The following is a 22,036-nucleotide window of genomic DNA, read 5'->3' on the forward strand; positions in this document are numbered from 1 at the left end:
ACATTCGTTTCAGCCGTTTGATTTCTTCAGCTATTGCCGTCATTTCCAATAGCAGGGCTGCATCCATTCCTCCATACTTGCTGCGCCATTTATAAAAACTCGCACTGCTCATCCCATGCTCTCGACATAAATCAGCCACAGCCCCCTCACCTTGCTTGCTTCAATATCTGCATGATCTGGCTTTCCGTAAATCGCTGCCTCTTCATCAGTAAAATTCCTCTTCGTTTAGGATAGAATATTCTACTGTATTGCACCTTTAATATAGGGGAAGATTACCCGTTAATGCCCTCAAAATTACGGCTCATACGTAGCACTAAAGCGTTTTGGTAGCCGTGCAACGTAATATCTCCACTTATTCCGGCGATCACTTGCGGCGATTCACCATCAGCCTGCCTAAAACGCAATTTGGACGGATCACCCGCTTTCGCTTGCAGTCCTGTCCATGATGGTTTTGTTGCCGCGCACCCAACCATTAAACTGTTTGTTCATTGGCAGTCACCACTTTTTTGTGCAGTATGCCCAATGCCTGAGCATCGCTCATATTTTTCATCAAACACAACCGAAGCGGAAGGATGCACAAACCGATGCAGGAACCCAGCCTTTGCTTCGCATGACGCGTATGGACTAAAAAGATTGAAGGTCAGTTTGGAAACATCGATTTTAATAAAGCACCCCACCGCAAGCAACAGGGAATTGAATCCGCAGAGATTAAAGTTATTTTATTCTTTCGATTATTAAAATATTTTTCACTTGACTTTGCAATTAATCCACAGTTCAATAATTTTACAAATTTAATTTTAATATCTTTATACATATTTTAAATAAGCCACATAACTGTCTAATAAATAGCATTTAAATAAATTGTTGAATAATTAGTCAGTCTAAGTAAAACCCTTGAGAATCTTTGGTTTGGCGTGTGAGCATAAGAGTTATTAACAAAGTTATCCACAGAATTTGTGAGTAATGTAAAAAACTTCTTTAAAAATAACACTGAAATGAAATAGAAATTAACTCATGGTTAACTGCTGGCGATATACTCATTAGTCTATTGGTTATAGAATAAATTTATTACAGACATATTATTCGATAAGGTTGTTTGGTATTTCTATAAATCATATGGATATAGAAACAATCTCCGATTGAAATCCCTAGCTGATCACATAAAAAAGCAAGCATTGTCATAGTTATTTCTGATTAGTTACAATACTTAGAGATATCTACAGATATATTTAGAATGCACACACATTCAGAGGAAAAACCAATGGCGATGTATAAAATTCAGCTTCAAGCAGGCTATGTCACTGCGTGAATTTCTGTGTCAATACGGCACTAAGGAGCAATGTGAGGCAGCATAATTTGCATCAAAGTGGCCACAAGATTGGAAATATTTACGCGGCGGTGGAGCTCGTTATTCTGGCGCCCATAATCGATGTAGACTATGGGAATGCTTGAATTGTGGCTATCAATCCTCCTCAATAGTTAGCAACGTATTTGAAAACACCAAACTTCTTCTGACGATCTGGTTTCTGACGATTTGTTTGATGACACAAGGCAAGAATGCGATAAGCGCTCTTGCAGTATCCGATGGTCTATGGTGTTTCGAGGCTGTGACTCCCATAGTTGCGCAACATGGACGCCATGTTGTTGGCAGCGGCAAACTCGCAGTTCAACACCCCGAGTTTCACTGGATCAACACGCTGCTTGGAAATCGCAAAACCGCACTCAGCGGAACATAGCACGCATTCAATCACGCAAAGTACACACACCGTATCCTGCAGAATTATCTTATCGCTGCAATCGTCGTTTTGATTTGGCCATTTTGGTGCCGCGATTGCTGCGTACTGCTGTTACTACAAATTAACTTCCTCTCAGTATATTAAGGATTTTTGAGAAAAGTAACTAATCTAGAATACTTTTTAAACTGATAGTAAATAAATCAGCTGATTAATAGCGATTTAATATGATTTCTAGCACAAACTTACTACCGATATAAGCCAATAGTAATATAATAAATCCCGCTAATGTCCAGCGAATTGCTATACGTCCTCGCCACCCATAGAACTGCCTGCCTACCAATAACGCCGCAAAAACTCCCCATGAAATAAAACCAAATAAAGTTTTATGTGAAAATGTCAATGATTGACCAAACACTTCCTGTGAAAACACAATACCGCTCATGAGCGTCAATGTGAGTAAAACAAATCCAACCCAAATGATATGAAACAGTAATTTTTCCATTGCCAGCAACGGCGGCAAATTGGTAAATACTGAGCGTGAAGCAGGGTGATGTAATTGACGCTCGACTATTGTCATTAACAATGCATGTAACGCCGCTATTGTCAGCAGGCTATAAGCCATCATAGCAACCAGCAGATGCGCTTTGAATGCAGGCAATTCAGTATTCTCTAACTGACGCAGGGATGGAAAGATCAGCGGCAACAATACAGCGATTGCTGCAGCCCATGCAATGGGTGCAACTAATGTTTGCAATCCTTGTAGTCGTTTAAAAAAACCTGAAAACCAATAGATGAATGCAGTCAACCAAACAATGGATGAGATTGCATTGCTCAAACCAAAACTAAGTCCTGAACCAATAAACATGGATTGGTAAAGTATTATGGCATGCAGTAACAAGGGAACAAGCATGGCATAATGCCCCCAAGTAACTTTCACTAACACATGATCGCCCGCTTCAGATGCCGTTTGACTACATGTATTTCGCCAGAAAAACCAACCAATCAGTATATAAAGCAAAAAGGCTGCGAGATAAGTTAAAATGCTGGTCATTGATAGTTCGTATTTGATATACCAAAATAATTGTTTAGTCTACATGGCACATTAGCAAATTCAAAGAGCTGATCCAGATATTTATCAGAATGGATCATCATTTTGTTCTCAATTTATTGATTTATGGGGTTTAAATATGTTTGACAATCTGACCAGCCGACTCAGCGGAGTCATCAAGACATTACGCGGTGAAGCAAGGCTTTCTGAAAACAATATCCAGGATGCTTTACGGGAAGTTCGTCTGGCTTTACTGGAGGCGGATGTTGCTTTACCGGTAGTCAAGGATTTCATCGCACGTATCAAAGAAAAGGCTATTGGTCATGAAGTGATGAGCAGTCTGACTCCAGGGCAGGCTCTAGTTGGAGTGGTTCATCAAGAGCTAATTGCCATCATAGGTGGAGAAAAAGCCGATCTTAATCTTGCTACGGTCCCTCCTGCAGTTATTCTTATGGCAGGATTGCAAGGTGCTGGGAAAACCACGAGCAGTGGGAAACTGGCAAAATGGTTAATGGAAAACAAAAAAAAGAAAGTGCTACTGGTTTCCTGTGATATTTATCGTCCAGCTGCGATTCATCAGCTTGAACTTCTGGCTAGTCAAGTAGGTGCCGATTTTTTCCCCGTACAAGAAGGACAAAAGCCTGGAGAAATTGGTGCAGCCGCATTGGATTATGCACGCAGACATCATCACGAAGTAATGATTGTTGACACCGCCGGTCGGTTAGGTATTGACGCCGCCATGATGCAGGAAATCAGTGAGCTTGAAGCACTACTGCAACCCATTGAAACTTTGTTCGTTGTCGATGCCATGCAAGGACAAGATGCAGTTAATACTGCCAAAGCATTTTCCGATGCATTGCCACTAACCGGCATCATTCTCACCAAACTCGATGGTGATGCGCGTGGTGGTGCGGCATTATCAGTCAAACATATCACGGGAAAACCTATCAAATTTGCCGGTGTTGCAGAAAAATTGACAGGCCTGGAAGCATTTCATCCAGATCGAATGGCCTCTCGCATTTTAGGCATGGGTGACGTACTCGGTTTGATTGAGGAAGCTCAACGCAGCGCAGATCAGCAAGAAGCCGAGAAGTTGATGAAGAAAATGAAATCAGGTAAAGCATTTGACCTGAATGATTTCAAGGCGCAGTTTCAGCAGATGCGTAACATGGGCGGAATGAGCGCTCTGATGGATAAATTACCTGCCCAATTCAGTCAGGCAGCCCAGAACGTGAATGTGGACGACAAAATAATCAATCGAACGGAAGGTATTATTAACTCCATGACAAAACAAGAGCGTGTCAAACCAGAAATTCTAAAAGCCTCGCGAAAACGTCGAATCGCTGCAGGTGCAGGAGTATCGGTACAAGAAGTTAATCGCTTACTGGCACAATTTGAGCAAGCCCGGAAAATGATGAAAATGATGAGCAAAGGCGGAATGGCTAAAATGATGCGCGGAATCAAAGGAATGATGCCACGTCTTCATTAAGATTTCCATACTGTTACAGACTTCATATGAGACTAGTATCTCGGGCACCAGCCGCTATCCCTCTCATCGAGTGCTATCTCATATTCATTTACAATCATATTTCGTCGACCCCAAGTGATCACAATCCATGTTGATCTGGAGTCACATATTAGCCATATTCAGAATACCACCGCAGAGGTATTCAAAAAAACAACAAAAGACGGTGTATCAATGCTTTCCTGTACTGCCAAAACCATCTTCACCGCGATGACTCTGCTCAAAACTGTCTACCCGATTAAACTCTACCTGAATCACGGGAACCACCACAAGTTGTGCAATTCGCTCTAATGGATTAAGACAAAAAGCTGTTTGGCCACGATTCCAGCAGGAAACCAAAATTTGTCCTTGATAATCAGAATCAATCAAGCCCACCAGATTTCCTAATACAATTCCGTGCTTATGCCCCAATCCAGAGCGAGGCAATATTAGCGCCGCCAATCCAGCATCAGCTAAATGCATTGCGATACCAGTTGGAATAAGATTAGTCCCCCCCGGATTGATCGTCATCGGTCGTTCGATACACGCACGCAAATCCAAACCTGCCGATCCTGGCGTAGCATACGCAGGAAATTGTTCATTTAAACGATCATCGAGAATTCTAATATCAATTCTTTTCATTCTTCTTAAGTTTGTTGTTGTACAGTAAATGAATATGTTTCATCAAACGCCGAGCTTGCTCGATTTTTGCTGCTTTGGGAAGAATATGTTTGCCATCGTCATCCAGTAAAATTAACTCATTCTCATCAGAACCAATTGCATCCTGAGCCAGATTCGCAACCAGTAAAGGTAACTTCTTCTTGTTTCTTTTCACTGCCGCATTCTTCTCTAGATCTTGTGTTTCTGCTGCAAAACCAACGCAAAATGGTGGCTTGGGTAATGTGGATATCGTCATAAGAATATCCGGATTGGGAATCAACTCTATCGATAGATTATTAATAGGTTTCTTTAGCTTTTGTAGACAGATGCTTGCTACACGATAGTCAGCAACTGCAGCGACACTAATAAAGATATCGATCTGTGATACCTCTGTTTGCACTGCGCGCAACATTTCATCAGCACTTACTACCGGAATAAACTTGTCAACCGCAGGCGACGGCAAACATGTGGGCCCAGAAATCAAAGTAACCTTTGCGCCCATTTCCAATGCAGCCTTGGCTACAGCATATCCCATTTTTCCAGAACTTTTATTGGTAATTCCTCGGACAGCATCAATCGCCTCATATGTAGGCCCTGCTGTCACCAAAATATTTTTACCCAGCAACAATGTATCCATTTGGCAAGCTACCTGTACTGCTTCTACTAGTTCATTTACTTCCAACATGCGGCCCATTCCAATTTCGCCACAAGCTTGCTCTCCGCTGGCCGGACCGATTATTTTTACACCATCCTGGCGTAACAATGACAAATTACGCTGCGTTGCTGGATTCTCCCACATTTGCCGATTCATTGCCGGTGCTATCAGGAGCAAACAATTTCTTGCTAAGCATAATGTCGATAGCAGATCATCTGCCAACCCATTGGCAAGCCTGGCAATAAAATTTGCGCTGGCAGGTGCCACTAAAATCATGGCGGCACTACGGGATAAGTTGATATGTGCCATATCATGAGCAGTATTGGTTTCCCACAAATCAGTGTAGACAGGGTTACCCGTCACTGACTGGAAAGTCGCCGGACCTATAAAACGACAAGCTGCTTCAGTCATTATTGTTTGCACATCAATCCCATTTTGAGTTAATAAGCGCGCCAATTCTGCCGTTTTGTAAGCTGCTACGCCTCCGGTCACACCCAACAACAAGCGTTTCTTTGATACAGTAGATGCACCTATTTTCATTACAAATAATATCTCTATGAAATTTAATCTGCTAAAACGATAAAACTATCAAATCTGCGGCAAAATGAATATTTATCCTGCCCATTCGGCTCAATTTTAACATTCAGATGCCGCTATCAATTCATTATGAATGGCTTGTCAAGCTTACACTTCAATCAATAATTAAAATTAATAACAATTAGATTACAAACACATTTTACATCACTGAGAACCTCATGATATTTTATGGCAATTACGAGCTGGCCACTATCTGAACGGCCACGTGAAAAACTGCTACAGAAAGGCGCTTCAACACTTTCTGACACAGAACTACTGGCAATTTTCTTACGTACCGGGATCACCGGGAAAAGTGCCGTGGATCTCGCAAGAGAATTACTTTCGCATTTCGGTAGCTTAACCAATGTATTTGCAGCTAGTCAGGTAAATTTCTGTCAACTTCCGGGAATGGGTATCGCAAAATATGCACAATTGCAAGCAGTACTAGAAATGGCTCGCCGCACCTTAGGCGAAGAGCTAAAGTGCGGCAATGCCATGAATTCACCCAAACTGGTTCGAGATTTCCTACGGCTGAGTTTAGCAAACAAACAACATGAAGTGTTTATCGGTATTTTCCTTGATGCAAAAAATCATACAATTGCTACAGAAGAACTATTTAGCGGAACTTTAACACAAGCCAGTGTTTATCCCACAGAAGTTATAAAGCGCGCTTTATTTCATAATGCAGCTGCAATTATCTTTGCCCACAATCACCCTTCTGGCATTGCTGAACCCAGTCATGCTGACAAAATATTAACCCAATCCTTGAAACAAGCGTTGTCTCTAATTGATGTCAAAGTGTTGGATCACTTCATTGTGGGTAACGGTACTGCTCTTTCATTTGCAGAGCATGATTTAATTTGAGCAAAGACCCCAAATCAGGATATAATTCCCCTTTTAAAGAATTCTGGAGTGCGCTATATGGCACGAGTATGCGAAGTAACTGGCAAGAAACCAATGTCGGGTAACAATGTTTCTCACGCTAATAATAAAACCAAAAGACGTTTTTTACCTAATCTGCAACATCGAAAATTCTGGGTTGAGAGCGAAAATCGCTGGATAAAACTGCGATTAACTAACGCTGCATTACGTACTATCGATAAAAATGGTATTGATTCAGTGTTGGTAAAAATGCGATCGGAAGGTAAAAACGTTTAAAAACCTTTCAAGGTTAACAAAGGAGTTATCGTTATGCGTGAAAAAGTGAAACTTGAATCCTCAGCTGGAACAGGACATTTTTATACAACCACCAAGAATAAACGGGCTAAACCAGAAAAAATGGAGTTCATGAAGTTTGACCCTGTTGCACGTAAACATGTCTTATATAAAGAAACAAAACTCAAATAAGAATTTTACAAACATTATTCAATAAAAAACCCGCATCTGCGGGTTTTTTATTGAAACATAATCTCTCTTTTTGCCCATTCAAGACATCAGGCGTAACACCGTAATCTCTGAGAAAAAACTCTCAATACTTCAATCCCACTCTCCTCCGCGCGCCGACACCAGTCTTCCAACTGTTTTACCAATTCTTCAGTTGTTGCAGTGGATCGTTGCCAGATTTGAGCTAATTCTTCTCGCATGGTATAGACTTTATCAAGAGTTTTAGCATTACTAAGAACCTGAATTAATTTCTCACGTTCATGATCTTGCAAAGATTTAGAGTCAGCCAGAATCCAACGCTTCAAGGTAGAATTATCCACTCCATATTGCGCGGTTGCTTCTTTCAAGTGAATCATTTCTTTTGCAAAAGTTGCTTTTAATGATTTTGTATATTTCGCAAGAACTTCATAGCGGTGAGAAATAACAGCTTGCAAAGTATCTGAATCACATTGAGTTTTAGCTTGATCAATACGTAACTTAGGAGCAATTTTTTTAACCTTTGCAAGTCCCATCGTTTCCAGAATTCGTATATACATCCAACCAATATCGAACTCGTACCACTTATTAGATAATCGCGCAGACGTTGCATATGCATGATGATTATTATGCAACTCCTCGCCGCCAATCAAAATACCCCAAGGAACAATATTTCTGCTGGCATCCTCTGCTTGAAAATTACGATATCCCCAGTAATGACCAACGCCATTAACAATACCCGCAGCAAAAATAGGAGCCCACAACATTTGAACTGCCCAAATAGTAATCCCAATTGGTCCAAACAGAATCACGTTAATAATCAGCATAAGCGCAACACCTTTGGCACTATGCTTTGTATATACATTACGCTCTATCCAATCATCAGGAGTACCATAGCCATACCTTTTGAGAGTTTCCTCATTCTTTGCTTCTGCTCTGTATAGCTCCGAACCTTCAGCCAATACTTTATTGATACCAAAAATAACGGGGCTATGCGGATCATCTTTAGATTCACACTTTGCATGATGCTTGCGATGAATTGCTGTCCACTCCTTCGTAACCATTCCTGTTGTTAGCCATAGCCAGAATCGAAAAAAATGACTCGGAACTGCATGTAGTTCCAAAGCTCTGTGAGCCGAATAACGATGCAAATAGATTGTAATTGCAGCAATTGTAATATGCGTAAAAACCAGAGTAATAGCAACATACCCCCACCACGGCATATCAATCACACCCGAAATTAAATTAAGAAAATCATAAATCATATAGTTATCACCCTGTTAAAGGCCAAGTACGACCTAGGCCTATCCACTAAAAATCCACATCAACATTCAATTAAATGAATCAATTTATTATGTATAGCGACAATCCAATTTATACCTTGTCGCTTCTCTTCGTGCTTATAACTTATCAAGTTAAATATTACACTATCAATTGTCGGAAAGGAAATATTAATCTAATCAAATAGCTCATCACACTCTGATTTTTTGGAATAAATTCATTCTCCACCAAAAGATCAGCGTAAATTTTAATGCATTTATTTATCCTTATCCTAGTCTAAATCAGGATCAGCAACCATGCGCCACTCTCCTGGTAAAATACCTTGCAGGGTATGCAGACCAATTGCATAGCGGATTAATCTCAGTGTAGGGAAAAATACAGCCGCTGTCATCCGTCTTATCTGTCGATTCTTACCTTCCCTGAGAGTCAAGGTTAACCAAGTAGTCGGAATACTCTTGCGATAACGAATGGGCGGTATCCTCTGCCAAAGAATGCTGGGTTCATCCATCAGGTTTACCTGAGAGGGCTGCGTCTTAAAATCCTTGAGAACCACGCCACGGCGCAATGCATTCAGAGCAATATCATCCGGCTTACCTTCCACTTGAACCCAGTATGTTTTATTTAGTTTAAACTTAGGACTGCAAATTCGATTTTGCAGCTTACCATTGTCAGTTAACAGCACTAATCCTTCGCTATCGGCATCTAATCTTCCTGCCGGATAAAAATCCGGAAAAGGTATAAAATCTTGTAATGATTGATACCCAACGACTGGCGTGAATTGGCAAATCACGCCATAGGGCTTATTAAACAGAATTATCCTCGACATTTCGCATTTACATCATCAACAGGCATAATATGCAAATTCAATTTATTTATATCATTTCAGGATAGATCACCGAATACAACACTGGTTCAAATCTATTCTCATTTTTCTGATATCGAATCCACCAGACAGAACCCTTTTTCATACTCAATCCAGCAGGAATATCTGGAATCAGATAACTGGCCACATTCCCCAATGTTGGTTGATGACCGACGATTACTATCGCACCTTGAACATTAGGCCAATCAGCTACAGCAAGAATGTCGCGAACATTGGCACCTGGACCAATTTTAGTCTCCGTTATAAAGTCTGACCTAAGTGCCATTGCAGTCTGCTGTGTACGCTGAGTTGGACTTACTATTACTTTAGTATTTCCCGGCAATCTAGATCTAAGCCAATCAGACATACGTTTCGCGTCATTTAACCCTTTCTCGGTCAAATTACGGGCAGCATCTGGAAAACCATCATGAGCTTCTGCATGACGCCATAAAATCAAATCCATCATTCTTTATTAGTTGCATCAGTCATTGGACTAGCCTTACACAATATTAAATAACGCTTCCGGACTATGTATAGGCCGATGAATCATGATTATTTTACGTCGCGACTTATCGCCTTGCTTCAATATCACTTGTCTCATCGGTACGCCGAAATGCCACGCAATAAATTTAATCAATGCAGAATTAGCTTTGCCTTCCACAGGTGCAGCAGCGAGTTTTATTTTAAGTGCATCCCCATGTAAGCCCGCTGCTTCAGTAATTTTTGCACCGGTCTGGATATGCAGGGTTAAAACAAGATTATGTGCTTCATCGTATCGATACCAACTCACTTGCGAAGCGCTATAACAGCATCGCAGCAATTTCCATGTGTACTCCTGCTACTAGCATTAACAGTACCTGAATCAAAATCAGCACAAACAACGGCGACAAATCCACATTCGCAATTGGTGGAATATGTTTACGAAAAATAGCGAGAAATGGACGGGTAAAACTATCCAACAGTGGTGCCAACGGACTGTTTGGATTAACCCATGACAAAACGGCTTGCACAATGATCATCAGCAAAATGATATAAAGTGTTGTTTTAATAATCTCAACAATGGCCAACAGCCCGATCACTCCCGATGAAGTCATAATATTAACTTCAAAATCATAACCCTGCATCACATAAACACTGGTCACAACAATACATTCAAGTAACCAGGCAAGCATCAGTGTAGATAAATCAATACCTGCCCAACCGGGGATAATACGACGTGCAGGCCTTACAATAAAATCAGTCACCGCGATCAGAAACTGCGAAACCGGATTGTAGTAAGGTACTCGCAACAATTGAAAATAAAAGCGCAACAACAACGCCAAAGAAAACAGCCCCAAAATGGTATCAAGAAGAAAAACAAGAATCTGATTGGACATAGTTATTTCCCAAAAAACGATAATTGGCAGTTGTTTTTTACAACCTTATTTTCTACCGAATTCATCACTCATCTCATGTGAACGAACACTTGCAGCATGAATGGCAGCCATGATCTTACACTTAATATCACTTTCTTCCATAGCCTGAATTGCCAGTTCGGTAGTGCCACCTTTAGAACTCACCCGGGCGCGTAGTGTAACCACGTCCTCATCACTCATACTAGCCAGCTTGCTAGCACCTACAAAAGTCTGCAAACTGAGCTGTCTAGCTTGAATCGGTGTCAACCCTAATTCTATCCCTGCCTGCTGCATGGATTCAATAAAATAAAAAACATAAGCAGGCCCACTACCGGAGATTGCAGTTACTGCATGTAACATTTCTTCTTCTTCCACCCACAGTGTCGAACCAACTGCAGCCAGAATCGACTCGGCATTTCTTCTATCCTGCTCATTCACGCTTGAAGTTGCATAAAGGCCAGTAACACCCAAACGCACAAGCGAAGGCGTGCTCGGCATAGCTCGCACCACTCTTCCATAATCACCCAGCCAACGCATAATATCTGATGCGCGAATGCCTGCTGCAATCGATATCATCAATTGATCCCTCAGCAAAGGCGCAAGCTCCTGAGCCAATTCATACAACTGCTGCGGTTTCACCGACAATAAAACAACGTCACTCTTAGCGATCCCATCAGCAAGATCATGCGTCGCCCAAACACCAAACTCCAGTTTTAATTTTTCACGACTTTCTGCATTAATTTCCACCACTTGCAATTGTTCCGCTGCGAAGCCTTGCTGCAACAACCCGCTGATTAATGCAGAAGCCATGTTGCCACCACCAATGAACGTAATATTCATATTAACCTTGTAATAAGTTGATTGATCCACCAGTAAAACAGAGGAATCTGCAAATATTAAATAATTTCCTTCAATGCTGACAACTTGGGCAATAAAAACTGGAGCGTTGGCCTTGCTTAATCTGTTTAATCACACCTGTGCATTGTTTACAACGTTTACCACTACGCCCATAAACCCAATATTGCTGCTGAAAATACCCTGTGCTTCCATCACTATGCACAAAATCGCGCAAGCTACTGCCTCCAGCTTCTATCGCCAGATGCAAAGTATGCTTAATCGATTGAACCAATCTTTCATAGCGCCCTCTTCCTATTCTCCCAGCGGTTACTTTGGGATTGATTCCGGCCAGAAACAAAGCCTCATTTGCGTAAATGTTACCAACACCAACTACTACCTGATTATTCATCAAAGTTTGTTTGATACACGCACGCAACCCTCTGGTTTTTTCATATAAATGTTGCGCATTAAAATTTGCAGTCAACGGCTCCGGGCCCAAATTCTTCAGAAGCGGATGCTGCATAATATTCCCCGTATGCCATAGCACCGCACCGAAGCGGCGCGGATCGTGCAACCTAAGAATAGTTTTATCATTAAGAATTAAATCAAAATGATCATGCTTCCGTGGCAATTCTGGTGATTGCATCAATTCTGGCAGCAAAATACGTAAACTCCCCGACATTCCCAAATGAAGAAGCAGCATCCCTCTATCACAGTCCAACAACAGATATTTAGCCCGTCGTGCCACGGATTGAATCGTCAGCCCCGACAATAATTCAGGCAAATCATGTGGTATTGGCCAACGCAGCATTGAATTACGGATAATAACGTCTGCGATCACTTTGCCGATCAAATGCGGAGCAATGCCACGACAGGTTGTTTCAACTTCTGGTAATTCCGGCATCAGTGTTCAGAAATTTATTGATTTAACAATATTGTACTTGGATCAATTAATTGCTGTCCCACTTCAATTGAAAATTGGTATCCAATTCCTTCCGGCATGCGTAACAGCACTAGCGAATATTCATTCTGCAGAATATTAAAGCTGATTATATTCCCATTCTGTGTAGTGATTTGTATAGCACCCATTTCGGCAAAATCAGCATCAAGCTCATCCTGCAATTTCAGCGCTCCCGCTTGAGTAGTTTGCCACAATTGGACCCATCTTATTACTTTATTATCGTCAAATCCATCGTCAGCAGAATGTTTGATGATACGCCATTTGTCATTTTGCAGTTCCACTGTCCATAGATCCATTTCAAACCTGACAGGAATTTCATCTGGCGCCAGCAATTCCGAGTTAATCAGATCACTGGCAGTTACCGACAATGCAAGCCCATAACGCGGTGAAACCAAATAAACAAAGCCATTGGCCGCAACATATTGCTGGTTAGTTGTCGGTGAGAACCCGCCAAAACCGAAATACGCTTTATCAATATACAGTTGAAGATAAGGTCGGCTCAGACTAAAACGATCCAGATTTTCTAGCACCAAACGTTGGTAACTACTTGCAGTCAAAATTTCCAGAATTTCGCCGATTTTTTCCTCATTTGCCCTCACTTTTATCGGTTCTATCATTCGCCATTGATTATTCGATTGCTTGAGAACAATTTCTTGCTGCCTATTTAGAATGCGCATACTCTGCACCGCTTCAACCGCAGTGGTAGAAATCGGATATTCCCGAACTGCATCAGACTGTGGTCTAAAGTAGAGAAATACTACCAAACCAGCAAGGGTAACAAACATAATCAGATTAATACGGGCATGATAAGTCATTTTACTATTCTTCTACGACGCCACCTAATAACGAGCCCAGTTACCAGGAAAAATGCAGGCAGTAACACAAGAAAACCGACGGCAATCATAGCAAGCTCTGATTCACTCAACATCAGACTATCATCCATCGTTGCACGTGGCTGTATCACAATTAATTCTTCATCACCAGTCAACCAGTTAACCAGGTTAATGCCAAAATCCAGATTACTGCCATTTCCCAGGTACGTATTGGCTAGAAAGTGCCCACTGCCGACAACGACAATACGTTGTTCGCGATCCCTGATATTGCGTGTCAATGCAACCGCTATGCTGACCGGACCGGGCACATCAGTCGCTTGATCAAAAGTAATGTTTCCATTCAGATCACCGGTTTCAATCCAACCCTGTTGAGCCACTTCAACCAATGCGACGCTGCGCCAGTCCTCATTTTCATTTATCGTAATCTGGCGCGCATAGGGAAACACCGTAATATAATTAAAGTTATTAGTTATTGCATGCCGTCCATAAATTGCACCCAGCGAAAATGTAATCGGTGCTTTAAGTTGTTCCGCTTGAGGATCAATAACAACACCCGGCGTTAGTGTTAAACGTAATTTTTCTGTCAGCGGCAATAATCCACGTAGAGATTCCTGGTCAACCAACCACAATAAATTACCGCCTCGATCAATATAATTCAGCACCTTATCCACTTCTCCCGGAAACAAATCAGTCTGGGGCGAAGCAATCAGCAATACGTTTGCATTTATGGGAACATCTTGTTCAATCGCAAGATTCAACGTCTGACTGTTAAAACCATTGGTGCGAAGATATTTGCCAAATTCGCCTAAATCGTAATTGGCATCCCCCTCGAGCTTGCGTTCTCCATGGCCACTCAACGCCATAATTAATTTATCTTCTGCGCGCGCCAGACGCATCAAAGCATTGGAAAATGCCTGCTCGTTGATGTTAGTTAGATGCTCAGTTCTCTGGTTGTATTTGATTACCAACTCACCATTGACCTTCACGTCAGCTTGCTGTGTCAGTACGGGTTGTTCGACCGGATCAATAAATGTCAACGAAAGGTCTGGGTTAATTCTCTGATAAAGCGCAACAAAGTCGGCAATAATTTTTCGTATATCACCTAATTGTGCATGCTGTTCAGTTGCATAGGCCGTTACTAGTACCGGACCCTGCAATTTCCGTACAATTTCAATGCTGGTTTCACTCAGACTATTTCGCCCATTCTGACTGACATCCCATTGAAAACGATATTGTGCTGCGAAAAAACCAAGCACTATGACCAGTAACAATATCAAAATGATAAATACGCCATTTTGTATTCGGTAGTGCCTGCGTAGTTCTTTATTCAGCATGATCATAACCTATCATCAAATTTACTTACCCATGCAACCGTTCTCCATCCAGGCGACGAATTGTCAGCACTAAGAAGGTCACGATAAACAATATAAAATAGGCCACACTAAAGGTATCAATCAAGCCTTGATTAAAATATCTAAAATGCTTCAACAGAGAAATATAGTGAATCCAACCACCTGTTTCACTCGCAACCAGATCGATCATCCACAATCCTAATAACACCCCCAAGGAAACAACTGCAGCAATCCCCGGTTGTGCCGTCAGGCTTGAAACATAAAGACCGAGCGCTGAGAAACACGCTGTCACCAAAAACAATCCTAACGTGTTGCTGAGTATCAACCCCCAATCCAGCACACCGCCTGTTCGCAATGAAATCGATAATGCGACTATCAACATAATCACGATTGCAAGAAAAATCATTAAACCAAGAAATTTACCTAATACGATATCGGTGATGGAAACTGGAGAAGAAATCAGCAAAGTCAAGGTGCGGTTACGACGTTCTTCGGCCAATAAACGCATCGATAATACCGGAGTTATCATCAACAAAACAATTGCTGCCAAGGCAAAAACAGGAGAGAGAATAGTCTCCGTAACTCCCGGAGAATTGATCATTTGCAGTAATTGTGATTGTATCTCAAGAAAAGCATCCAATCGCACCAGAAAAAAGCCCGCGAACACCAACTGTATCAGTGCCAGCATTATCCAAGCCAAGGGAGAAATAAACAGCATGTTTAATTCCTTACGGATAATAGTCACTAACACGGTAAATATTCCTGTTTATTCATGATTGTGTAAGTTGCGTAAATAGGTTTCCCAGATTAGTGTCTTGTTGTCGCAACTCGGCCATAGTTTGATCAAAAACTACCGTCCCCTGATGCATGATTTGTACTCTGTCACAAACATTTTCAACTTCAGGCAAGATATGTGTTGATAAAATAACACTACTCGTTGCACTTAGTTCTTTGATTAACTGCCTTATTTCTAGAATTTGATTGGGATCAAGGCCAACCGTTGGCTCATCAAGAATAATCACATCCGGATTATGAATAATTGCTTGCGCAATACCCAGGCGTTGTTGAAAACCTTTGGATAACGTCCCGATCAAATTTTGACTCTGATCACTCAGACCACAACGTTGCTTCACACTTTTCATTACTTCTTGCATTGATTGTTTTTCCACCCGATGCAATCGGGCAACCAACAATAAATATTCATCTACCGTCATATCGAAATATAACGGGGAAACCTCAGGCAAAAAACCCAAATGCGCCTTGGCTTCTAGCGGTTTATCCAATAAATCGATGCCACAGATTTCTATGCTGCCGCTAGTTGGCGCAAGATTTCCCGTCAGCATGCGCATGGTTGTACTTTTACCAGCACCATTGGGTCCGAGCAACCCTAACACCTCTCCGCGCCTCAATTGCAGGTTAAAATTATGCACCGCTGTATGATTCCCAAAATTACGACACAGATTCTGTGTCGACAAAGTTATCAACTTCGTCACCTCAACCATACAAGCAAGTTCCTATCATTCAATGTCCGCATAACGAATCTTTAACACGGGTATTATCTAGTTACGAGACCACACAATCCAAGTTGTGCGATAGGTAATATATTTCGGCCTAATCATGGATTCACCGATTCTGGGCCAGTTGCTACAATAACAAACAAAACAAAGAATATTATCTTTTTCGTCGACACATTCATTCATTTTCCGAAATTAAAACTCCATGATTTATATCGTTTAAATATGCTAATCAATTAACTTCACTTCAATTTACAACAAGATTTTGTTGCAATTAAACAACACATTAATTTGCGATAATATGCAAACAATCTGATAATTGAACACTAATAAGCTCTAGGTAGTAGAATAGCAAAGACTTTCGATTGTAATGGTAAAGCATTTGTTTGCATTGTCGATAGAATTCTCAGACACATAGTTTTCATTAAAAGGACAACATCATGAAAAAAATATCAGCCAAAAATACTCTTATTGGAATGGTTCTTATACCAGCAATGTTTTCTGGTGCTGTCTTGGCACAAGAAGCAAAAACTGATCAATCGTCAAGTACGGCGGCAACCAAACCGGAAGCTTACGGTATTGATGCCCGTGGTGTGGTTGCAAGAAACGCAACCGGTTTGTGCTGGCGCACCAGCTATTGGACACCAGCCATGGCAATTCACGAATGTGATCCGGATCTGCTCAAGAAACCGGAAGTAGTGGCAGAAGCACCAGCGCCAGCACCCGTTAAAACTGCGCCTGAAAAAATTACATTCTCTGCCGATGCTTTATTTGATTTCGATAGCTCAAAATTAAAACCCAACGGTGTCCAGTCTCTTAATGAATTTGTTACGGGCATAGAAGGGGTAAAATATGACCTCATCATTGCTGTAGGTTATGCTGATCGTATTGGATCAGATGAATACAATAAAGCATTATCGCTACGTCGTGCAGAATCGGTTAAAGACCATCTGGTTTCAAGAGGCATTGACCCAAGTCGAATCTTTGTTGACGGTAAAGGCGAATCCAATCCAGTGACTGGTAACAACTGTGTTGGTGAGAAAAGATCTAAAGCGTTAATTGAATGCCTGGCACCTGACCGTCGGGTTGAAATTGAAGTAGCAGGAACCCGATAAGCCAGATTAATTTATTTTTTGTTAAAAAAGCCCTGCTCATTCCAGCAGGGCTTTTTTTTACTTATTATCTAATACATGAATAATCGGGAAGAAATTGATACTTTAATTGAAGCGAAATGGGTTATTCCTGTTGAACCTGCTGAAATTGTATACAATCAACATGCTATTGCAATTAACCGTGGCATCATCAAAGACATTCTTCCAATAGCGCACGCCAATCAACGCTACAAGCCACAACAAACACTCACTTTGAGTGATCACGCATTAATTCCAGGATTGATCAATTTGCACACTCACGCAGCCATGACGCTCATGCGGGGACTTGCTGACGATCTACCCTTAATGGAGTGGCTCAATAAACACATCTGGCCGACTGAAAATCAGCATGTTAACGCACAATTTGTACTCGACGGCACTCAGCTTGCCTGTGCCGAGATGATCAAAGGGGGCATTACCTGTTTCAATGACATGTATTTTTTTCCGGAATCCTGTGCGCAAGCCGCAATAAATTCAGGAATGCGTGCCGCTATCGGTATGATTGTCATTGATTTTCCGACACCTTATGCCAGCGATGCCGATGATTATCTGGCCAAAGGATTGGAATTGCGCGACCGGTATCAACATGATCCGCTGCTATCCTTCTGCTTTGCCCCCCACGCACCTTATACCGTCAGCGACAAAACATTCAGTAGCATCCTGACTTATGCAGAACAACTCGATGCACCGATTCATACCCATCTGCATGAAACACAGGATGAAATTCGCATCAGTCTGGAATTAAATGGAATAAGGCCTCTTGAACGCATGCTACAGTTGGGATTGCTCAGTCCCAGCTTGATTGCCGTGCATATGGTGCACCTGACCGATCATGAAATTAAACTGGTGCAGCAATATGATTGCAGCATTGCTCACTGCCCTTCATCCAATATGAAACTGGCGAGTGGATTTGCACCCATTTCATCGCTAGTAAATCAAGGCGTTAATATCGGACTTGGCACGGATGGCGCCGCCAGCAATAATCGTTTGGATATGTTTGAAGAAATGCGCCTAGCGGCACTACTGGCCAAAGCCAGCAGTGGACGAGCTGATACCCTCCCCGCCCATCAAGTGCTGAAAATGGCTACTTTGAACGGTGCAAATGCTTTGGGGTTGGGTAAATTGACTGGTTCATTGGCCATTGGGAAAGCAGCTGATATCACAGCCATTAATTTCTCCAATATTAATCTTACCCCTTGTTATGATCCAATCTCACATCTGGTCTACGCCGCAAGTCGCGAGCATGTGAGTCATGTGTGGGCAAATGGTAGAATGCTGCTGGACGATAAACAATTGACGACACTTGACCAGACTGAACTACAATATCGCACAACCATCTGGCAAGAACGTATCGCGACAACGTCAAAACAATCGATATAAAGGAACACACATGGAAAATGACGGTATCAATGCTGATCCGCTGGAACTCGAAAAATTCAGCCAACTTGCTCACCGCTGGTGGGATCCGAACAGTGAATTTAAACCCCTACACGATATCAATCCATTACGCCTTAACTACATTAATGATCTGACTGAAGGGCTAGCAGGAAAAACCGTGCTGGATGTCGGTTGTGGCGGCGGCATTCTGTCCGAAAGCATGGCATCGGTGGGCGCGCACGTCACCGGTATCGATCTCAGTGATAAAGCGCTTAAGGTTGCCAAGCTGCACCTGCTGGAAAGCGGCCATGATGTTGATTATCGCAAAATCACCATAGAATCTCTGGCGATAGAACAACCGCAGCACTATGATGTTGTCACTTGCATGGAGATGCTTGAACATGTGCCCGACCCCATGAGCGTTATTCGTTCCTGCGCGCAATTAGCGAAACCAAATGGCTGGGTCTTTTTTTCAACCATCAATCGCAATCCGAAATCCTATCTATTTGCCATTATTGGCGCAGAATATATTTTAAATCTCTTACCGCGCGGCACGCATGAATATGCCAAATTCATCAAGCCTTCCGAACTTGCGCGTATGGCGCGCAATGCCGGTCTATCCGATGAAAAACTGATCGGTATGACGTATAACCCGTTCACCAAAATTTATGCATTGGAAAATGATACCGACGTCAACTACATCATGGCATATCGCAACTAACTCACGTTGACTTCACATTCGTACTCAATGATTAAAGCTGTTCTTTTTGATTTTGACGGAACACTGGCCGACACCGCACCTGATCTCGGCCATGCCCTGAATCGACAGCGAATCGCGCGCGGTTTAACCGAACTGCCAATTACTCAGATCCGTCCCGTGGCATCGGCGGGCGCGCGCGGATTACTGAAGCTCGGCTTCAATATCAAGCCCGGCGACAATGGCTATGAATCCATGCGCGAGGAATTTCTGGATTTTTACACTCAACGTCTGTGTCACGACACTTGTTTGTTTCCAGGCATTGAAGCCTTGTTGAATCAACTGGAAACAATGAACTTACCCTGGGGAATCGTCACCAACAAGCCCTCGCGTTTTGCGCATCCCATAATCAAAACGCTTGGTTTAGCACAGCGAGTCGCCTGTGTCATATGCGGCGACGAAACCGCCCACACCAAACCACACCCTGAACCGCTCCTGATCGCCAGCGAGAAAATGACCGTCTCCCCCCCTCACTGCATTTATCTGGGAGATGACATTCGCGATGTCCAGGCCAGTCTGGCAGCTGGCATGCAGCCCATCGTTGCCCGTTATGGCTATCTGGGCAATGATCAACCACCAGAAACCTGGGGTGCCCAACATCTGATCGATCATCCTGAAGAATTGCTGGCTCATCTATAAAGTAATTCCCATAATTCTGTTAGAATACCCAACAGAAAGGACTTGAACTTTCTGGTTTCATCACCATCATAAGCACTACCAAAACGAATACCGGGGACGATCAGGTTTCGACGTGGGTTGCAAAGCAGCGCAGGGCATACCGAGGATCAGATTACCTCGTAAATCCATCTGAAAACAATAGTCGCAAACGACGAAAACTACGCTTTAGCCGCTTAATTCGGCTAGCCTCTGCACCGGTGGGCCTCAACGCCGGGTCTGGCAACAGACAGCAGAGTTACTAACGAGGATCGCGTTGTATAGGGTCACTTTATAAAACGCTAAACGCAAGGTGACTCGCCTGTCATCAGCCCGCCAGTTGGCGGTTGCCAGGTTAAATCAAATAACATGGCTAAGTATGTAGAACTGTCTGTAGAGGGCTTGCGGACGCGGGTTCGATTCCCGCCGTCTCCACCAACAAATGATCTGAGAAGATCCTAGAAAGGTTATAAAAACTATTAAAAACAGTGATTATAGCCTTTTTATTGTCCATAGAAATCCAGCAACAAACAGCGAAATCCAGTATAATTTGCAGTAACATATACAGTAACAGAGTGTGTTACTGGTTTTATTCTAAAAAGTTACTGCATATTTTCAGGAGTTACTGCAATGGCTCGCCACTTAATCAAAACCGATTTAACCATCCGCAATAGCAAACCAACCGATAAAACGCTTCGTTTAAATGATGGTGATGGACTTTATTTACTGATCAAGCCAAACGGTTCGCGCTGGTGGCGATTAGATTACAGCATCGGTGGTAAACGTAGAACTCTTTCTGTCGGTATTTATCCTGATACCGGATTAAAAGAAGCGCGTGGTAAAGCAGATGAAGCACGGAGGTTGGTAGCAGCAGGCACTGATCCAAGCAATGTACGCAAAGCAAATAAAGCACAGCAAGCCAAAACCTTGGAAGCCGATAGGCGCATAGCTGAAGGACTACCCGCCGTAGATTCTTTTGAGGAAATAGCACGTGAGTGGTTTACCAAGTTTTCAATAGAATGGGCGCCTTCTCATGCGGATAAAATCATCCGGCGGCTGGAACGTGATATTTTTCCATGGATAGGCAGAAAACCTATTATCAGCATTACAGCCCCGGAATTACTATCAGTATTACGTAGAATTGAATCACGTGGTGCCATTGAAACAGCACATAGGGCACACCAGAATTGCGGGCAGATATTTCGGTATGCTATAGCCACTGGACGCGCTGAACGCGACCCATCACCTGATCTACGTGGAGCACTGCCTACAGTCAAGCAAAGCCATCATGCAGCAATTACCGATCCCAAGGCCATAGGCGGGTTACTTCGTGCTATAGATGCTTATCAAGGATACTTTGTGACTAAGTGCGCCCTACGCCTTGCACCCCTTGTATTTGTGCGCCCTGGTGAACTACGCAATGCAGAATGGACAGAAATTGACTTCGACAAAGCTGAATGGAACATTCCTGCACAACGCATGAAAATGCGCGAAACCCACCTTGTTCCCCTATCCTTTCAAGCAA

At 42.5% G+C, this 22,036-nt stretch carries 25 protein-coding genes, 1 other RNA gene and 1 pseudogene; 11 read left to right on the forward strand and 16 right to left on the reverse strand.

Translation table 11 applies throughout. The features are described from left to right. Both C7H79_RS19015 and C7H79_RS14030 read right to left on the reverse strand, forming a co-directional pair. Positions 1-206, reverse strand: a pseudogene (locus C7H79_RS19015) (transposase); the annotation flags it as partial. 66 nt (positions 207-272) lie between these two features. After that, on the reverse strand, positions 273-473 hold the full coding sequence (locus tag C7H79_RS14030) for a hypothetical protein (RefSeq protein WP_106707866.1): 201 nt from the start codon (positions 471-473) through the stop codon (positions 273-275). A 1,068-nt stretch (positions 474-1,541) separates the two neighbouring features. Here C7H79_RS14030 and C7H79_RS14035 point away from each other — a divergent pair. Further along, positions 1,542-1,736, forward strand: coding sequence for a hypothetical protein (locus tag C7H79_RS14035; protein ID WP_147383618.1), 195 nt, complete (start codon positions 1,542-1,544; stop codon positions 1,734-1,736). A 208-nt stretch (positions 1,737-1,944) separates the two neighbouring features. Here the strand turns inward: C7H79_RS14035 and C7H79_RS14040 are convergent, their stop codons facing one another. Further along, the gene (locus tag C7H79_RS14040) at positions 1,945-2,787 is read right to left on the reverse strand and encodes a cytochrome C assembly family protein (RefSeq protein WP_106707868.1); all 843 of its coding nucleotides are present in this window, start codon (positions 2,785-2,787) and stop codon (positions 1,945-1,947) included. 136 nt (positions 2,788-2,923) lie between these two features. Here C7H79_RS14040 and ffh point away from each other — a divergent pair, with 136 nt between their 5' ends. Further along, positions 2,924-4,273, forward strand: coding sequence for a signal recognition particle protein (ffh, locus tag C7H79_RS14045; RefSeq protein WP_106707869.1), 1,350 nt, complete (start codon positions 2,924-2,926; stop codon positions 4,271-4,273). A gap of 207 nt (positions 4,274-4,480) precedes the next feature. Here ffh and dut read toward each other — a convergent pair whose 3' ends face one another. Both dut and coaBC read right to left on the reverse strand, forming a co-directional pair. Continuing rightward, positions 4,481-4,930 (reverse strand): dUTP diphosphatase, encoded by a 450-nt coding sequence (gene dut, locus C7H79_RS14050; RefSeq protein WP_106707870.1) that lies wholly within the window; start codon positions 4,928-4,930, stop codon positions 4,481-4,483. Then, entirely contained in the window at positions 4,917-6,143 is a 1,227-nt protein-coding gene (gene coaBC, locus C7H79_RS14055) for a bifunctional phosphopantothenoylcysteine decarboxylase/phosphopantothenate--cysteine ligase CoaBC (RefSeq protein ID WP_106707871.1), read from the reverse strand. The genes dut and coaBC overlap by 14 nt, the downstream gene beginning before the upstream one ends. Positions 6,144-6,368: 225 nt before the next feature. Here coaBC and radC point away from each other — a divergent pair, with 225 nt between their 5' ends. The 3 genes from radC to rpmG are packed head-to-tail and all read left to right on the forward strand — an operon-like array spanning position 6,369 to position 7,526. Beyond that, positions 6,369-7,043, forward strand: a complete 675-nt coding sequence (gene radC / locus C7H79_RS14060) for a RadC family protein (protein WP_106707872.1) — start codon at positions 6,369-6,371, stop codon at positions 7,041-7,043. A gap of 57 nt (positions 7,044-7,100) precedes the next feature. After that, entirely contained in the window at positions 7,101-7,337 is a 237-nt protein-coding gene (gene rpmB, locus C7H79_RS14065; RefSeq protein ID WP_106707873.1) for a 50S ribosomal protein L28, read from the forward strand. A 33-nt stretch (positions 7,338-7,370) separates the two neighbouring features. Then, complete coding sequence (rpmG, locus tag C7H79_RS14070; protein WP_106707874.1) at positions 7,371-7,526, forward strand: 50S ribosomal protein L33; 156 nt, start codon at positions 7,371-7,373, stop codon at positions 7,524-7,526. 86 nt (positions 7,527-7,612) lie between these two features. Here the strand turns inward: rpmG and C7H79_RS14075 are convergent, their stop codons facing one another. From C7H79_RS14075 to C7H79_RS14125, 11 genes are all read right to left on the reverse strand, one after another. Continuing rightward, complete coding sequence (locus C7H79_RS14075) at positions 7,613-8,803, reverse strand: DesA family fatty acid desaturase (RefSeq protein ID WP_106707875.1); 1,191 nt, start codon at positions 8,801-8,803, stop codon at positions 7,613-7,615. Positions 8,804-9,090: 287 nt separating this feature from the next. Next, positions 9,091-9,645 carry a pseudouridine synthase gene (locus C7H79_RS14080; RefSeq protein WP_106707876.1) on the reverse strand — a complete coding sequence of 185 codons (555 nt, stop codon included), beginning with the start codon at positions 9,643-9,645 and terminating at the stop codon, positions 9,091-9,093. 46 nt (positions 9,646-9,691) lie between these two features. Then, positions 9,692-10,147, reverse strand: a complete 456-nt coding sequence (locus C7H79_RS14085) for a SixA phosphatase family protein (RefSeq protein ID WP_242447310.1) — start codon at positions 10,145-10,147, stop codon at positions 9,692-9,694. 33 nt (positions 10,148-10,180) lie between these two features. Further along, positions 10,181-10,471 (reverse strand): DUF167 domain-containing protein, encoded by a 291-nt coding sequence (locus C7H79_RS14090; protein WP_106707877.1) that lies wholly within the window; start codon positions 10,469-10,471, stop codon positions 10,181-10,183. Between the two features lie 10 nt (positions 10,472-10,481). Continuing rightward, positions 10,482-11,057, reverse strand: a complete 576-nt coding sequence (locus C7H79_RS14095) for a YggT family protein (RefSeq protein WP_106707878.1) — start codon at positions 11,055-11,057, stop codon at positions 10,482-10,484. Between the two features lie 45 nt (positions 11,058-11,102). Continuing rightward, the gene (gene proC / locus C7H79_RS14100; RefSeq protein ID WP_106707889.1) at positions 11,103-11,915 is read right to left on the reverse strand and encodes a pyrroline-5-carboxylate reductase; all 813 of its coding nucleotides are present in this window, start codon (positions 11,913-11,915) and stop codon (positions 11,103-11,105) included. 70 nt (positions 11,916-11,985) lie between these two features. After that, positions 11,986-12,816 carry a bifunctional DNA-formamidopyrimidine glycosylase/DNA-(apurinic or apyrimidinic site) lyase gene (gene mutM, locus C7H79_RS14105; protein WP_106707879.1) on the reverse strand — a complete coding sequence of 277 codons (831 nt, stop codon included), beginning with the start codon at positions 12,814-12,816 and terminating at the stop codon, positions 11,986-11,988. Between the two features lie 14 nt (positions 12,817-12,830). Continuing rightward, the gene (locus C7H79_RS14110) at positions 12,831-13,688 is read right to left on the reverse strand and encodes a DUF4340 domain-containing protein (RefSeq protein WP_106707880.1); all 858 of its coding nucleotides are present in this window, start codon (positions 13,686-13,688) and stop codon (positions 12,831-12,833) included. Further along, positions 13,685-15,046 carry a GldG family protein gene (locus tag C7H79_RS14115; RefSeq protein WP_172592454.1) on the reverse strand — a complete coding sequence of 454 codons (1,362 nt, stop codon included), beginning with the start codon at positions 15,044-15,046 and terminating at the stop codon, positions 13,685-13,687. Before C7H79_RS14115 ends, C7H79_RS14110 begins: the two co-directional genes overlap by 4 nt. A gap of 19 nt (positions 15,047-15,065) precedes the next feature. Further along, positions 15,066-15,809 carry an ABC transporter permease gene (locus tag C7H79_RS14120; RefSeq protein WP_106707881.1) on the reverse strand — a complete coding sequence of 248 codons (744 nt, stop codon included), beginning with the start codon at positions 15,807-15,809 and terminating at the stop codon, positions 15,066-15,068. A gap of 19 nt (positions 15,810-15,828) precedes the next feature. Continuing rightward, complete coding sequence (locus C7H79_RS14125; protein ID WP_309477331.1) at positions 15,829-16,488, reverse strand: ABC transporter ATP-binding protein; 660 nt, start codon at positions 16,486-16,488, stop codon at positions 15,829-15,831. Between the two features lie 524 nt (positions 16,489-17,012). Here C7H79_RS14125 and C7H79_RS14130 point away from each other — a divergent pair. The 6 genes from C7H79_RS14130 to C7H79_RS14155 all read left to right on the forward strand — a co-directional run. Further along, complete coding sequence (locus C7H79_RS14130; RefSeq protein ID WP_106707883.1) at positions 17,013-17,687, forward strand: OmpA family protein; 675 nt, start codon at positions 17,013-17,015, stop codon at positions 17,685-17,687. A 75-nt stretch (positions 17,688-17,762) separates the two neighbouring features. Beyond that, positions 17,763-19,103 (forward strand): TRZ/ATZ family hydrolase, encoded by a 1,341-nt coding sequence (locus C7H79_RS14135; RefSeq protein WP_106707884.1) that lies wholly within the window; start codon positions 17,763-17,765, stop codon positions 19,101-19,103. Positions 19,104-19,113: 10 nt separating this feature from the next. Then, on the forward strand, positions 19,114-19,821 hold the full coding sequence (gene ubiG / locus C7H79_RS14140) for a bifunctional 2-polyprenyl-6-hydroxyphenol methylase/3-demethylubiquinol 3-O-methyltransferase UbiG (protein ID WP_106707885.1): 708 nt from the start codon (positions 19,114-19,116) through the stop codon (positions 19,819-19,821). 27 nt (positions 19,822-19,848) lie between these two features. After that, positions 19,849-20,496, forward strand: coding sequence for an HAD family hydrolase (locus C7H79_RS14145; RefSeq protein ID WP_106707886.1), 648 nt, complete (start codon positions 19,849-19,851; stop codon positions 20,494-20,496). 92 nt (positions 20,497-20,588) lie between these two features. Continuing rightward, positions 20,589-20,949: a transfer-messenger RNA gene (gene ssrA, locus C7H79_RS14150) on the forward strand. Positions 20,950-21,141: 192 nt separating this feature from the next. Beyond that, positions 21,142-22,036 (forward strand): tyrosine-type recombinase/integrase (locus tag C7H79_RS14155; protein ID WP_106707887.1); only part of this gene is annotated, 895 nt, incomplete at its 3' end.

The organism is Nitrosomonas supralitoralis (genome assembly GCF_003011925.2).
GTDB lineage: Bacteria > Pseudomonadota > Gammaproteobacteria > Burkholderiales > Nitrosomonadaceae > Nitrosomonas > Nitrosomonas supralitoralis.

What these genes read in the sequence shown, in the direction of transcription:
- dut (WP_106707870.1), bottom strand. Translation starts at nt 4,930, where the DNA reads ATGAAAAGAATTGATATTAGAATTCTCGATGATCGTTTAAATGAACAA.
- C7H79_RS14095 (WP_106707878.1), bottom strand. Translation starts at nt 11,057, where the DNA reads ATGTCCAATCAGATTCTTGTTTTTCTTCTTGATACCATTTTGGGGCTG.
- C7H79_RS14145 (WP_106707886.1), top strand. Translation starts at nt 19,849, where the DNA reads ATGATTAAAGCTGTTCTTTTTGATTTTGACGGAACACTGGCCGACACC.
- C7H79_RS14110 (WP_106707880.1), bottom strand. Translation starts at nt 13,688, where the DNA reads ATGACTTATCATGCCCGTATTAATCTGATTATGTTTGTTACCCTTGCT.
- C7H79_RS14030 (WP_106707866.1), bottom strand. Translation starts at nt 473, where the DNA reads ATGGTTGGGTGCGCGGCAACAAAACCATCATGGACAGGACTGCAAGCG.
- proC (WP_106707889.1), bottom strand. Translation starts at nt 11,915, where the DNA reads ATGAATATTACGTTCATTGGTGGTGGCAACATGGCTTCTGCATTAATC.
- C7H79_RS14085 (WP_242447310.1), bottom strand. Translation starts at nt 10,147, where the DNA reads ATGATGGATTTGATTTTATGGCGTCATGCAGAAGCTCATGATGGTTTT.
- rpmG (WP_106707874.1), top strand. Translation starts at nt 7,371, where the DNA reads ATGCGTGAAAAAGTGAAACTTGAATCCTCAGCTGGAACAGGACATTTT.
- C7H79_RS14040 (WP_106707868.1), bottom strand. Translation starts at nt 2,787, where the DNA reads ATGACCAGCATTTTAACTTATCTCGCAGCCTTTTTGCTTTATATACTG.
- ffh (WP_106707869.1), top strand. Translation starts at nt 2,924, where the DNA reads ATGTTTGACAATCTGACCAGCCGACTCAGCGGAGTCATCAAGACATTA.
- C7H79_RS14115 (WP_172592454.1), bottom strand. Translation starts at nt 15,046, where the DNA reads ATGATCATGCTGAATAAAGAACTACGCAGGCACTACCGAATACAAAAT.
- C7H79_RS14080 (WP_106707876.1), bottom strand. Translation starts at nt 9,645, where the DNA reads ATGTCGAGGATAATTCTGTTTAATAAGCCCTATGGCGTGATTTGCCAA.
- radC (WP_106707872.1), top strand. Translation starts at nt 6,369, where the DNA reads ATGGCAATTACGAGCTGGCCACTATCTGAACGGCCACGTGAAAAACTG.
- C7H79_RS14135 (WP_106707884.1), top strand. Translation starts at nt 17,763, where the DNA reads ATGAATAATCGGGAAGAAATTGATACTTTAATTGAAGCGAAATGGGTT.
- rpmB (WP_106707873.1), top strand. Translation starts at nt 7,101, where the DNA reads ATGGCACGAGTATGCGAAGTAACTGGCAAGAAACCAATGTCGGGTAAC.
- ubiG (WP_106707885.1), top strand. Translation starts at nt 19,114, where the DNA reads ATGGAAAATGACGGTATCAATGCTGATCCGCTGGAACTCGAAAAATTC.
- coaBC (WP_106707871.1), bottom strand. Translation starts at nt 6,143, where the DNA reads ATGAAAATAGGTGCATCTACTGTATCAAAGAAACGCTTGTTGTTGGGT.
- C7H79_RS14035 (WP_147383618.1), top strand. Translation starts at nt 1,542, where the DNA reads ATGACACAAGGCAAGAATGCGATAAGCGCTCTTGCAGTATCCGATGGT.
- C7H79_RS14075 (WP_106707875.1), bottom strand. Translation starts at nt 8,803, where the DNA reads ATGATTTATGATTTTCTTAATTTAATTTCGGGTGTGATTGATATGCCG.
- C7H79_RS14130 (WP_106707883.1), top strand. Translation starts at nt 17,013, where the DNA reads ATGAAAAAAATATCAGCCAAAAATACTCTTATTGGAATGGTTCTTATA.
- mutM (WP_106707879.1), bottom strand. Translation starts at nt 12,816, where the DNA reads ATGCCGGAATTACCAGAAGTTGAAACAACCTGTCGTGGCATTGCTCCG.